The organism is Croceicoccus bisphenolivorans, from assembly GCF_001634625.1.
Taxonomy (GTDB): domain Bacteria; phylum Pseudomonadota; class Alphaproteobacteria; order Sphingomonadales; family Sphingomonadaceae; genus Croceicoccus; species Croceicoccus bisphenolivorans.
This window is the reverse complement of sequence record NZ_LRSE01000003.1, coordinates 50,564-62,932: the sequence shown is the minus strand read 5'-3', so window position 1 is coordinate 62,932 and position 12,369 is coordinate 50,564. Positions and strand designations below refer to the sequence as shown.

Here is a 12,369-nt window from a genome sequence, read left to right as displayed (position 1 = left end):
GCCCCGGACGAATGATGGAAGACCGATCATTTTCCGACTGTTTGCCGATGGCGTGCGAAGGTGACTGAACATCCGCGAAAAGCACCCGTCTCACAGCGCCTAGGCGATGTGATGTGACATGATCATCTTACGGACTTTCTGCACGATCAATGCAGTAGTATATCCTTGCTCGCAGACCGAGCTCGCGATTTGCGAACCGGTGAGAGGTTCGAACCAATGGACGCGCAACGTTCACCATTGCTCACCGTGCGCGACCTGGCGGAGCGGCCCCCATTTGCGATCGGCAGCCTTACGATCTCGCCTGCGACGCGCGTGGTACGTGGCCCAAGCGGGGAGGTATCGGTCGAGCCGCGCGTCATGCAGGTTCTTATCGCGCTGGCAGATGCCGCGGGCGCGGTGGTCACGCGCGACACATTGATGGATCGTTGCTGGGGGAATGTCTTTGTCGGCGACGACAGTCTCAATCGCGCGATTGCAGGTGTCCGGCGTATTCCGGAGCGGGTGGGCAGCGAAGCTTACTCCGTGGCAACCGTTTCCGGGACTGGCTACAGATTGGTAGCCAACGATGTGCCGCATTCTCCGATAGCGGGCAAGGCTGCCGGGCACGCAGCAAGCCAGTTGTCTAAACCCGTCACTCGTCGCGCTTTGATCGGGGGCGGAGCCGTCGTGGTCGCCGGGGCGGGAGCGGCCTACTTGTGGCAAGGCCGATTACACGAAGCCGATCCGGTCGAGCGGCTTATCGATGAGAGCCGGATTGCGATGCGGGCCGGAACGCCGGAAGGTGGCAAGCGCGCCGTCATGCTGCTCGACCGCGCTGTGGCGCTCGAACCGCGAAATGCGGACGCCTGGGGTTTGCTCGCGCTGACGATTGCGCGGATCGACGAACATGCCCTGGGAACGACAAGTTATCCGGTGTCGCGAGTGGACGAAGCAGCCAGTCGGGCGATCCGGCTGGACGAGGATAATGCAGATGCCGCCGCCGCACGCGCCATTGCGATTCCCTATTTCGGTGACTGGCTGGAGGCCGAGCAACGGTTCGACAAAGTACTCTCCGACCATCCCGATCATCTGGAAACGCAGGATTCGCGGGCGTTCCTGCTAGCCACGGCGGGCCGGATAACGGAAAGCGCGAATGCGCGCCTCGCCATGAACAACGACTTGTTCGATCCGGAAATGCAGTACCGCATGGTTTATGGCCTGTGGTTCCTCGGGCAGATCGAAGAAGCGGATCGCGTGGCCAGCCGTGGGATTTCTATGTGGCCGGGCCACGCAGGGCTCTGGTTTGCACGTCTATGGGTTATGACCGGAACCGGCAGGTTCGAACGGGCGCTGGCCCACGTCGATGACGAGGCCAGTCGGCCAGCACTGCCACCGCCGATGTTCGAGACGATCCGCGCCGCGATCCTGGCCGCGAGCGACCCGGGATCGGACCGAGCGCAGGTTGTGGCGCGCGTAATGGCGAGCGTAACGCAAAACGTAGCCGCCGTGGTGAATGCATTCATGCTCCTCAACCTGATGGGTGAGGTCGATCGAGCCTTTGACCTTGCTGATGCATACTATCTGGAAAAGGGACCGATCATCGCGGCTGTCAGTTGGCGGCCCGGCCAGCCCGTCGTGCAGGACCAGCGCCGCCGCAAGACCAACATGATCTTCACACCGACCGCCGAGCCGATGCAGCGCGATCCACGGTTCATGCCGCTCATGGCAAAGATCGGCCTGGCCGACTACTGGAAGCGCAAGGGCGTCGTTCCAGATTTCCTTGCATCCGCTGGCAGGGCCTAGAACCGCGCGTCCACACCGATGCCTGCCTCGCGCGGGGCGCCCGCTGTGCCGAAAGGGGGGGCATTCGGTGTCCGCGAAGTGTCGAAAAGGTAGGTCATGTAGAAGCGATCGAAGAGATTGCGGGCGAAGCCGAACAGGGTGATGCGTCCGAAGCGCCGTTCGATCCGCGCGTCGACGACCGTCGACGGACCGACGCGTAGAGCATCGCTGTTTTGGTCTCCGCTGAAATACCCGCTCTGGTGGCGTGCGTGAGCGGAAAAGACGGTAAGGCCATCCACCTTCCAATCAAGCGTGATAGAGCCTGAGAAATCCGGAGACCGTTCGAACTCGAGGCGGGCGTCAGGATATTCGGGCAGCACCCAGCCCCGGATCTCGGTTTGCAGCAGCCCTATGCCTGCGCCGAGTGTCAAACGCTGCAACAGGCGAAAACTGCTGCCGAATTCCAGTCCCCACGTCCTTGCGGATGGCGCATTTGCGAATTCGGGCGACAGGAATACCGAACCGTCGGGCAAGGTTAGAGGCACCAACTGCTGACGCTGGGCGTCCGTTATTTTGTTGTAGAATGCGTTGACGGTCAGCCAGCCTGTATCATCGGCAAGCTTCGTCCGGGAAAACACTTCGAAGTTCCACAGCCGTTCTGACGCGAAACTGTCCTCCGATTGCCTTACAAGGCTGATCGAGGTGCCGCCCGGATTGAACGCACGTTGGGCCGTAAGGCCGATAATCGTGTTGTCGGCAACGGCTAGCGCGACGCTGAACTTCGGTAGAAATGCGTCGAAGCGACCGTCGTAATTGAGCCCGATCGCACCGACCGTTCCAAGACGCTGCTGCCGATCACGCTGATAGCGAAGGCCCGCCGTTATCGTGAGCGGTTCGGCGAGATTCCATGTCGCCTCTCCAAACAATCCGAAACTGTCTTGCCTGTCATTGAAGTTACCGGTGCCGATGCCAAGTCCGGTGATATCTATGAACTGGTCTTGCCGGGTGTGGAGCCGACTGGTGCCTATCAGTAACGCAATCCGCTCTGTCGGTTGCCAATTGAAGATCGCTTCGGCCGAATAATCGCGGGTATCGGCATTAGTGCGCCCCAGCCCGGGCAGGCCGAAGCGTTGCAGCCGAACGTCGCCGGTCGAGACGGTGAGCGTCGATGTGAAATCACGCCCCAGCTCACCAACTGCGCGCAGGGTGAGGGAATCGGCTCGCACATCCATCACGCCGATTGTCTGTTGCGGGACCGGCAGTTTCCGCTCCTTGAACGGAGCCGTCACCCCTTCGAACTGCGGAGTGCGCGATTGCGCATGGGCGTATACGCCCTCGATGCGCAGACCGGGTGCTTCGCGTGGTTCGTAGAGCATCTTGACGCGGGCGGTCGCTGCCCTGTCGTCGTTGATGTCAGCTTCGGCAATCCCGTCTGCCATATCGCTTGCGGTACGTCCTTCGAACCAGTCACCGGCAATGCGAAAGGCGAGTTCGTCTTCAACGATCGGCCCTGAAACCAGCGCCGACAACTGGTGCCTGTCCTTCTCGGCCACTACGGTCCGGGAACGTGCCTCCCAGTCATAGCCCGGCGTTGACGTCGTCACGAAGATACCGCCGGCTATCGCGTTGCGTCCCTGCGTCGTCGTCTGCGGGCTGCGGAACACTTCGACTTGCGCGACGTCCCACACCGATTGCGTGCCCGAGATGAATTCGTAGAAACTTGCTGGCCGACCATCGATCTGGAGCGTCACGCGTGGACGGGCTCCGCCCAGGAACGCGAACAGGTTGCGCAGTTGTCCTGTCGAATCCTGCCCACGGATCGCGGGGCCCTCTTCTCCCGAACCGAGTTGAACGTTCGGCACCATCGCGATCACTTGGTCCAATCGGTCGGCGCTGGCGGCCTCGACTGTATCAGCCGTGATCACTGACACACTCGACGAAGTCTCCATCTGATCCCGCGCTACGCGCTCTCCGGTCACGACGATGGGATTATTCTCGACCTGACCTTCAGGAATCGCTTGCGCCAGCGCGAGGCCGGGGCCCACGGCGAGGCAACTGCCGCAAAGTATCAATCGTGGAAATTTGGCGCGCCGCCATCGCGCCATGGCGCGGATCATTTCCGGCACAGACACATCAGGAACCCCATCAGATGCGTTCACCAGGTGCGACATATCGCACGGTTTCGAATTCCAGGGTATAGGGATTGAGGACCGGACCCATGATCGAGATTGCCAGCTCTCTGGCCTCTGGGCCCATCAGTCGTCCCTGGACACGGCCGTCGAAACTGCTGCCCGGCACTTGGAATGTTGCCGACAGTTCGCCAGTCAGCGGATCAAGGTGTCCATTCTGCAGCTCGTAGAAAGTCGGTTCGTAAGGTCCCCAGGCGTCGGCCCACGCAATCTTCGCCTTCCCGGTCACAACTCCGGTTTCGAAGTCTATCTCGATATCCCACGGTTGGTTGACCGCATCCATTCGGAACACGGTCGTGCCGTTGGAAGGTAAGTCTTCGATGGCGGTCTCCAGACCGAACAGAGCCGAGCAAGAAAAACCGTCACCCCAAATTTGCAGGAGCCCGATATAGTAGAAGGGTCTGCCGTACAGACGATCGATCGAAACAAACGCGCCAAATGGCGTAGGCGATCCGTCAGGCAGCACCACATCGAGGGTGCCGCCGTTGCGGGGAGAGGAATAGGTCAACAGTCCTTCTTCAAGATCCGGCATTGCGAACCGGTACGTATCGGGATCGGCAGCCCAGGAGAATTGATAGGAAGCAGGATCGACGAGTTCGGTCCCTGCTTGACCGCTTATCCAGCCGACAAGCGTAAAGTCTCGTGGTCCGCTGATGCCAAACGGGGCTGGTGGATAGGGGCTGGGTGTAGGCGATGTCGTGGGTGTCGGTGAAGTGGTTGGCGTCGGTGTAACCACGCCGCCGCCCGATGACTGCGATGACGATCCTCCACCACATGCCACCAGTACGAAAGCCAATGCAGCCACGCTGCTCTTGCCTTGTTGCTGCCAGTTCATCGCTTCGCTCCTTCACCATCCGAGGGCATCTGCCTCACCGTGATGATTGAAGTCCTTTTGCTCTCCAGAACGCCATGATGGAGACCTGATGATTTTCCGATGTTGCGCGGGATCTGATGGGCAACGCCCGAAAATGCTCCATTCACGATGCGCTACGTTTAATGCATGCGCCATCAGGGCAATTTCTGGATGCACGGTTGCGGGCCGAACTCTTTGCAACCGCCTGTCGCGATATTCAGCGATATGACAGGCTGTAAGAACGGCCAGACCCAGCCGACTAACGGCATCCTTCTGGATTTTCACAAGTCGAAGGGTCTTGCTTTTGCTGCCGCGCTTTGCGTGCGAAACTTCGGCGGCATAAATCCGCGAAAAATGAGCGCGGCTCATGTTGCATCCATGCTGCATGGACTGGTCGGAAGCCCATGGAAAAGCGGGACGAACATATCCGGCGCTATGCGGAATTGCTGGAGGGACGGGCCAAAATTCAGGTGACGCAAAATGCCGCACCTGAAATTGGCTACAAGCAGCCTCCGCCGCAAAAGAAAGGCATCCCCCGGCAGATTGCAGAGGAAACCGGCCTGTCGGTCGATACGGTCCGCCGCGCTCTCAATCCCAAGCCCGCGCCAGAACCCAAGGCACCGCAAAATAGGGTCGTCTCAATGTCCCCTTTGATACACCAGGATGCCGTCCCGTTCGACTGCAGGCTTTACGACCAAATCATCCTCGGAGATCAATTCCAAATCGATCTGCGGTGGAAGTAGAGCATCAAGGTCTTCGGCCCATTTCTGCCTCTCGAAGATCCAAGTGGTAAGCTCATCTTCGTCGCCTCGCATGGGCTTGATGATGACCGCAACATCAAGATCGCTGCCTTCCGTCGCACTACCCTTTGCGTACGAACCAAAGATGTAGGCTGACTGGATGGGTTCATGGCGGTCAGCCCAAGCGCGAATAACATTCCGCCAAGCCTTTGGGATCAATTTGCGCTCGTTTGTTTCCTATACGTTACCTTTGTGCAGGATAGGTAATTTATTAAGTCATTGATTTATGGCGCGCCCTGCAGGAGTCGAACCTGCGGCCTCAGGATTAGAAGTCCCGTGCTCTATCCAGCTGAGCTAAGGGCGCGTGGGGCCGCAATAGCGTGCTTTTCGCGAGGCGCAAATCGCGATAGGCACCTGACTCGTGGACATTGACAATCCTCCTGCGGCGCATCCGCCCGCTCGCCCCGCACGTGTAGAGGGCCGCGCCGCTGGCCATCGCCTTTTCCGCTACTTCGATTTCGTGATGGCGGCCTTTGTCACGATCCTGCTTCTGTCGAACGTGATCGGTGCGGGGAAGCGGGCGGTGGTGGATCTGCCTGTGCTCGGCCTCTGGCCCTTTGGTGCGGGGGTGCTGTTCTTTCCGGTCTCCTATGTCATCGGTGACGTGTTGACCGAAGTTTACGGCTATGCCCATGCCCGTCGCTGCATATGGGCCGGGTTCGGCGCGCTCGTCTTCATGGCGGTGATGAGCTGGGTGGTCGTGGCCCTGCCGCCGGACGAGGGCTGGACCGGACAGGCGGCCTACGAACAGGTGTTCGGGCAAGTGCCGCGCATCGTTTTGGCCTCCATCGTCGCGTTCTGGGCGGGCGAGTTCGTCAATTCCTATGTGCTGGCGCGCATGAAGGTATGGACGAAGGGGAAGGCGCTGTGGAGCCGCACGATCGGTTCGACCGTGGTGGGCCAGGGCGTTGACAGCGCGATCTTCTATCCGCTGGCATTTCTGGGTGCTGCGGGCTGGACCGGAGAGCAGGTCGCATGGGTCGCGCTGACCCAATGGGTGCTGAAAGTCAGCTGGGAAGCGCTGCTGACGCCGGTTACCTATGTCGTGGTGGGCTGGCTGAAACGCCGCGAAGGGGTCGATGTCTATGATACCGACACCGATTTTTCCCCGTTCGCGAAGGCGGATTGACCCGCTGATCCGTCAGTCTGCAATCAACCCGATCAGAATGTAGACAAGGATCAGCGAGCCAAAACCGGCAAGCGTCGCGACAACCCACAGGATGCGGACCAGCGTGACGTCGATCTTGAAATAGTCGGCGATGCCCGCGCACACGCCCATCAGCTTGCCGTCACGCTTGTCGAGATGGAACTTGCGCGGGGATCGGCCGCCACGGTTGTCGATATTGCTCACGCCGTCATCTCCTGCGAGGCGACCGGCGGAGCGGCGAAGTCGACCGGCGTTACCGTGGCCGAAATCGCGGCGAGCGAGAAGGCGAGGGCGGCAAGAGCGGCTGTCGCGTTTGAAAGGGCGGTTGAAAACTTTTCCATGATGTCTGTCCCCTAATTCTATCGTGAATACGGCAACGTGCCGTTCATGCCGGATACATTGCAGAGACCGTGCCAATCTGGGAAACGACTATTAATCAACATGATATAGTGTTGCGCTCGTAGACGGCAAAGCGGCTGAATCCAACTATCGGTAATTTTCACCACTAGTTGGCATCACGTGTTTTCGCTTTGCCTCACTCTCTCTCGACCCTAAGCGCAAATGCGTGCTCGACCGCATTCGTCTTTCCGATTTTCGCAACCATGCAGCGACACGGCTGGAAGGCACCGGGCGTTTCAACCTGCTCATCGGTGCGAACGGTGCGGGCAAGACCAACGTGCTGGAGGCGCTGTCCCTGTTCGCCCCCGGTCGCGGCCTGCGGCGGGCGCAACTGTCCGATATTGCGCGGGAGGGGGCCGATGAGCATGCGTCGGGCGGGTTTGCCGTGGGTGCGGATCTCGTCAGTGGCGTGACGCCCGTGCGGATCGGCACGGCCGTGCGCGTCGATGCCCCGGGCCGGCGTATCGTACAGGCCAGCGGCGCGCCGCTACCGGCATCGCGTCTTGCCGAATGGCTGTCGATCGGATGGCTGACCCCGGCGATGGACCGGCTCTTCACCGATAGCGCGGGCAACCGTCGCCGGTTTCTCGATCGCATGGTGCTGGCGCTCGATCCGGTCCATGCCACCCATTCGTCCCGCTATGACAAGGCGCTGCGCGAGCGGAACCGGCTGATGGGCGGCGATGCGCGGCCCGATCCGCAATGGCTGGACGCGCTTGAGCGGGAGATGGCGGAAGCCGGTGCCGCGATCGCCGCGGGGCGCGCGGCGACGGTCGCGCGATTGTCGGAAGAACTGGCCCGCGTGCGCGATGCGCCCTTTGCCCGCCCTAGCCTGGCGATCGAACCCGCTGCGCCTGCCGATGCGGGCGAACTGGCAGACTTGTGGCGCAAGGGCAGGCCGGCGGATCGCGCGGCGGGGCGCACGCTTGTCGGGCCCCACCGCGACGATCTGGCCGTGGCGATGTCCGGTACGGGGCGGGCGGCGGCGGAATGTTCGACTGGCGAGCAAAAGGCGATGCTGATCGCGATCACGCTTGCCCACGCCGGACTTGCCGCCGGCTCGCGCCCGCTCGTCCTTTTGCTGGACGAAGTGGCCGCCCATCTCGATCCGGTGCGCCGCGCCGCGCTGTACGAGCGGCTGGCCGTGACCGGCGCGCAGGTCTGGATGACGGGAACCGAGGCCGAGCCGTTCTCCAGCCTCCCCGAACGGCCCGGTGTCTGGCGCGTCACGGCGGGTGCGGCAGAGCGGCTGGAGCAGGTTTAATCGATGGCGTCGGCGATTTCCTCGACCGAGTGTTCCACCATTGCCTTCACCCCCTGCGCCGTTGGATGGACCTGATCGTCCTGCACCAGCGACCGGTCGAAGATCAGCGGTTCGATGAAGAACGGGACCAGTTCGGCATCGTACTTGTCGGCAAGGTCGGGGAAGATCGCGTCGAATTCGTCGGCGTAATCGCTGCCAAGGTTCGGCGCGGCGCGCATGCCCATCACCACCACGTCGATATCGCGCTTGTCCAGTTCGGCCATGATCGCATCGAGGTTGGCGCGAGCCTGCGCCGGGGATAGACCGCGCAACATGTCGTTCGCGCCAAGTTCGACCAGCGCGACGTCCGGTTTCACGGTCATGGAATCGAGCACGAACTCCAGCCGCTGCCGACCGGCGCCCGTCGTGTCGCCCGATACGCCCGCGTTCTGCACGCGCACATTCATGCCGCGCCCGCGCAGCGCGGTTTCCAGCTGGGCGGGATAGGCCTCTGCCCGCGCAAGGCGGTAGCCGGCGAATAAGCTGTCCCCGAAGGCGAGCACCAGCACCGGCTTGCCGACGGGGGCATCGGCCTCGCCGGGCTGCGATGTTCCCGCATCGCCGCTTGCCTGTCCGCAGGCCGCCAGCAGGATAGCGACCAGTACCGCCACGAAATTGCGCATGTTCAAATTCCTTGCAGCTTTGTCCTTTCATGCCAATCTAGTGCGTTCCATGCAAAAAGCCCGTGAAGCGCCGCTCCGTCCTGCCATCAACGCAGAGAATCTCGTTCTGGAACTCGGCGCGCAGAAAGCGCCCGTCACGATCCTGAAGGGGGTCGATCTTGTCGTGCCGGAGGGGCAGACCGTGGCGCTGCTCGGCCCGTCGGGTTCGGGCAAGAGTTCGCTGATGGCCCTGCTGTCGGGCCTTGAACGGGCGAGCGGAGGTAGCCTCAACGTCGCGGGTGAGGATTTTTCCGGCCTTTCCGAAGACGCGCTCGCCCGCGCACGGCGGGGCAGGATCGGCATCGTGCTTCAGGCCTTCCACTTGCTGCCGACGATGACCGCGCTGGAAAACGTGGCGATCTCGCTTGAGCTGGCCGACATGCCCGATGCGTTCGACAGGGCGCGGGCGGAGCTTGAGGCGGTCGGTCTTGGGCATCGGCTGGATCACTATCCCGCCCAGCTTTCGGGCGGAGAGCAGCAACGCGTTGCGATCGCGCGTGCGCTATCGCCGCGCCCCCCACTGCTGTTCGCGGACGAGCCGACCGGCAATCTGGACAGCGCGACCGGTGCGCAGATCGTGGACCTGCTGTTCGCGCGGCGGGCGGAAACCGGGGCGACCCTGTTCCTGATCACGCACGATCCGGCGCTGGCCGGAATGTGTGAGCGTGTGCTGGAAATGGCCGACGGGCGGATCGTTTCGGACAGCCTTGCCGCATGAGCGCGGTGTTGCGCCGCTGGACCATTGCCCTGCGCCTTGCGCGGCGCGATTTTTCGTGGCGGTTTCGCGGGCTGCGGCTGCTGGTTATATGCCTGTTTCTTGGCGCGGGCGCACTGGCGGCCATCGGCACGCTTGAAACCGCGATCCGCGACCAGTTGGCCGACCGGGGGCAGGCGATCCTTGGCGGCGATGTCGAATTCGCGATCTACGCCCGGCAGGCGAACCCAGAAGAATTGGCCGCGATGCAGGCGATGGGCCGCTTGTCCAGCGGCATGCGGTTGCAGGCCATGGCCTCCACGCCGGACGGAGCGGTTTCGCCCGTGCAGTTGAAATCGGTGGATGCGAATTGGCCGCTCTATGGCACGATGTCGTTGCGCGATGGCCGCACCGTTGGTGCGCCGCCGGAGGGCGAGGCATGGGTCGACAGCGGCGTGCTGGACAGGCTGGACGTGGCGGTGGGCGAAACGATCCGGCTGGGCGAGGCCGATGTGCGGATCGCGGGGGTGATCGGAGAGGAACCGGATCGCCTTTCCGAAGGGTTCGCACTGGGCGCGCCGGTTCTGGTTTCGAATGCGACGCTGGAAAAGACCGGACTGGTGCAGTTCGGTTCGATGACGCGCACGAAGTACCGCATCGCCTTGCCGCGCGGCAGCGATGCGGACGCGGCGGTCGAAAGCTTCGAAAGCCGGTTTCCCGATGGCGGCTGGGGCACCCGAACGCGCGACCGTGCTTCGCCGGGGGCGGACCGCCTGATGGCCAACATGGGCGAGTTTCTCGGCCTTGTCGGGCTTGCCGCGCTGGTCATTGCCGGTATCGGCATTGCGGGCGCCGTCTCTTCGTGGCTCGAGGGGCGACGGGGCACGATCGCGACGCTCAAAGTGCTGGGTGCGACGAGCGAGGACGTGCTGCGCATCCACGTGTTGCAAGTGCTGGCCGCCGCGCTTGTCGGGATCGGCGCGGGCCTTGTCGCGGGGGTTCTGGCCGTACCGGCACTCAGCGCGCTGCTTGAAGGGTTCTTGCCGGTCGAGGCGCGCTTCACGATCGACGCGCTGGCGCTGGTTCGGGCCGCGCTGTTCGGGCTGTTGGTGGCGCTGGTCTTTTCCGCCCCGCCGTTGCTGGCATCGCGCTCGGTAACCGCGATGGCATTGCTCAGGGCGCGGATCGCACCGCCCGAGGGGCTTTGGCGCAAGGCGGCGCTGCCGGTCGGCGCAGGGCTTGCCGCAATTTGCGCGCTGGCGCTCGCCACGTCGCATGAAGTGGTGCTGACGGCGGGCTTCCTTGCTTCGGCAGCAGGCGTGCTCGGCGTGCTGGGGCTAATCGGTTTTGCCGTGCGCAAGCTGGCGGCGCGGGTCCCGCGCAGCGGCGGCTCGCTGGCTTTTCGCATGGGCATCGCCGCGCTCGACAGGCCCGGTGCGGCCACGGCCGCGCTTGTCACCGCGCTCGGCTTCGGCCTAGCCGCGTTTTCCGCCATCGCCGTCATCCAGACGAGCCTCGATACCTATATCGACGGAACGGTGCCCGACAAGGCGCCCGACTATTTCGTGCTGGACCTGCCGCGCGACAGGGAAGCGGCATTCCGCGCCGATGTGGAGGCGCAAGTGCCGGGCGCCCAGGTCCGCACGGTTCCGGCGATGCGCGGCGCGATCCTTGCCTATGGCCCTGCCGACAACATGACGTGGGTCAGCGATCTGGAAGAGATCCCCGAAGGCGCATGGGCGCTGCGCGGGGAACGCGGGCTGACTTATGCGGCGCAGTTGCCGGCCGGCAACGTCGTGTCGCGGGGCGAATGGTGGCCCGCCGACTATTCCGGCCCTCCGCTGGTGTCGATTGACGAGGAACTGGCGCAGGCGCTTGATCTGAACATCGGTGACAAGCTGGTCATCGGCCTGCTGGGCGTGGAGCGGGAGGCGACAATTGCATCGTTCCGCCGGATCGAGTGGGACGACATGGGCTTCAACTACGTTCTGGTATTCGGCCCCGGCGCGATCGACGATGCGCCGCACAACCTCTCGGCCTCCGTCATTCTGCCGGAGGGCGTGGAGGGAGGATCGCTGCTGCGTGTGCTGGTGCGTGAATTTCCGACCAGTTCGGTGATCGAGATCGGCGGCGTGCTGGCACAGGCGCGCGAGATCCTGTCCAGCCTCTCGGTCGCGATCCTCGCGGCGGCTAGCGTCGCCGTCTTTGCGGGGCTGGCAGTCCTGCTGGGTGCGGTGGCCGCAGCGCGGGCGCGCGAGACTTACGATACCGTCGTACTGCGCGTGCTGGGTGCGAGCAGCCGGCAACTGCTGGGCGCGTTGGTGTTGCGCTATGTCCTGCTTGCCGCAGTGCTGGGCGTGATTGCGCTGGGCATCGCGGCGGGAACCGGCTGGTTCGTGATGGACCGCCTGTTCGAATTCCCGTTCCGGCCCGACTGGCCGGTTGTGCTGGCGGTATTGTGCGGCGGGGCGGCGTTGATCGTTGCCGCCGCCACGCTCGCATCGTTACCCGTTTTGCGCGCCCGGCCCGCCAGAGCCTTGCGCAGTCTTTAGAGCGCGAAG

Annotated in this window: 13 protein-coding genes and 1 tRNA gene; 6 read left to right on the top strand and 8 right to left on the bottom strand. The window is 63.1% G+C overall.

The window, feature by feature from the left end; all coding sequences use genetic code 11:
- Positions 1-216 precede the first annotated feature (216 nt).
- The gene (locus tag A7A77_RS03490; RefSeq protein ID WP_066553732.1) at positions 217-1,782 is read left to right on the top strand and encodes a winged helix-turn-helix domain-containing protein; all 1,566 of its coding nucleotides are present in this window, start codon (positions 217-219) and stop codon (positions 1,780-1,782) included.
- Here the strand turns inward: A7A77_RS03490 and A7A77_RS03485 are convergent.
- From A7A77_RS03485 to A7A77_RS17740, 3 genes are read right to left on the bottom strand one after another with little or no spacing between them, the layout of a single operon-like run.
- A complete protein-coding gene (locus A7A77_RS03485; protein WP_216635541.1) occupies positions 1,779-3,893 on the bottom strand; it encodes a TonB-dependent receptor in 2,115 nt (704 codons plus the stop codon). The genes A7A77_RS03490 and A7A77_RS03485 overlap by 4 nt on opposite strands.
- Positions 3,894-3,906: 13 nt before the next feature.
- Positions 3,907-4,785 carry a hypothetical protein gene (locus tag A7A77_RS03480; protein ID WP_156500372.1) on the bottom strand — a complete coding sequence of 293 codons (879 nt, stop codon included), beginning with the start codon at positions 4,783-4,785 and terminating at the stop codon, positions 3,907-3,909.
- A gap of 12 nt (positions 4,786-4,797) precedes the next feature.
- Positions 4,798-5,172 carry a hypothetical protein gene (locus tag A7A77_RS17740; RefSeq protein ID WP_156500370.1) on the bottom strand — a complete coding sequence of 125 codons (375 nt, stop codon included), beginning with the start codon at positions 5,170-5,172 and terminating at the stop codon, positions 4,798-4,800.
- A 35-nt stretch (positions 5,173-5,207) separates the two neighbouring features.
- Here A7A77_RS17740 and A7A77_RS18130 point away from each other — a divergent pair, with 35 nt between their 5' ends.
- A complete protein-coding gene (locus tag A7A77_RS18130; protein ID WP_066553712.1) occupies positions 5,208-5,546 on the top strand; it encodes a helix-turn-helix domain-containing protein in 339 nt (112 codons plus the stop codon).
- On the opposite strand, the gene A7A77_RS18565 is transcribed toward A7A77_RS18130, so the two are convergent.
- Together A7A77_RS18565 and A7A77_RS03470 are read right to left on the bottom strand one after the other, a co-directional pair.
- Positions 5,442-5,762 carry a nucleotidyltransferase family protein gene (locus A7A77_RS18565; RefSeq protein ID WP_082835873.1) on the bottom strand — a complete coding sequence of 107 codons (321 nt, stop codon included), beginning with the start codon at positions 5,760-5,762 and terminating at the stop codon, positions 5,442-5,444. The two genes, A7A77_RS18130 and A7A77_RS18565, sit on opposite strands and share 105 nt — an antisense overlap.
- Positions 5,763-5,830: 68 nt before the next feature.
- Positions 5,831-5,907: transfer RNA gene (locus tag A7A77_RS03470), tRNA-Arg, on the bottom strand.
- A 57-nt stretch (positions 5,908-5,964) separates the two neighbouring features.
- Between A7A77_RS03470 and A7A77_RS03465 the strand changes: the two genes are divergently transcribed.
- Complete coding sequence (locus tag A7A77_RS03465) at positions 5,965-6,732, top strand: queuosine precursor transporter (protein WP_425388537.1); 768 nt, start codon at positions 5,965-5,967, stop codon at positions 6,730-6,732.
- Positions 6,733-6,744: 12 nt separating this feature from the next.
- On the opposite strand, the gene A7A77_RS03460 is transcribed toward A7A77_RS03465, so the two are convergent.
- A complete protein-coding gene (locus A7A77_RS03460) occupies positions 6,745-6,954 on the bottom strand; it encodes a PspC domain-containing protein (RefSeq protein ID WP_082835872.1) in 210 nt (69 codons plus the stop codon).
- Positions 6,951-7,091 carry a hypothetical protein gene (locus A7A77_RS17735; protein ID WP_156500368.1) on the bottom strand — a complete coding sequence of 47 codons (141 nt, stop codon included), beginning with the start codon at positions 7,089-7,091 and terminating at the stop codon, positions 6,951-6,953. Before A7A77_RS17735 ends, A7A77_RS03460 begins: the two co-directional genes overlap by 4 nt.
- A 224-nt stretch (positions 7,092-7,315) precedes the next feature.
- On the opposite strand from A7A77_RS17735, the gene recF reads away from it, so the two are divergent.
- Positions 7,316-8,413: a DNA replication/repair protein RecF gene (recF, locus tag A7A77_RS03455; protein ID WP_066553709.1), complete on the top strand. Its 1,098-nt coding sequence runs from the start codon at positions 7,316-7,318 to the stop codon at positions 8,411-8,413.
- On the opposite strand, the gene A7A77_RS03450 is transcribed toward recF, so the two are convergent.
- The gene (locus A7A77_RS03450) at positions 8,410-9,075 is read right to left on the bottom strand and encodes an arylesterase (protein ID WP_066553707.1); all 666 of its coding nucleotides are present in this window, start codon (positions 9,073-9,075) and stop codon (positions 8,410-8,412) included. The two genes, recF and A7A77_RS03450, sit on opposite strands and share 4 nt — an antisense overlap.
- A gap of 49 nt (positions 9,076-9,124) precedes the next feature.
- Here A7A77_RS03450 and A7A77_RS03445 point away from each other — a divergent pair, with 49 nt between their 5' ends.
- Both A7A77_RS03445 and A7A77_RS03440 read left to right on the top strand, forming a co-directional pair.
- The gene (locus tag A7A77_RS03445; protein ID WP_066554411.1) at positions 9,125-9,832 is read left to right on the top strand and encodes an ABC transporter ATP-binding protein; all 708 of its coding nucleotides are present in this window, start codon (positions 9,125-9,127) and stop codon (positions 9,830-9,832) included.
- Positions 9,829-12,360 (top strand): ABC transporter permease, encoded by a 2,532-nt coding sequence (locus tag A7A77_RS03440; protein ID WP_066553705.1) that lies wholly within the window; start codon positions 9,829-9,831, stop codon positions 12,358-12,360. Before A7A77_RS03445 ends, A7A77_RS03440 begins: the two co-directional genes overlap by 4 nt.
- Positions 12,361-12,369: the final 9 nt, after the last annotated feature.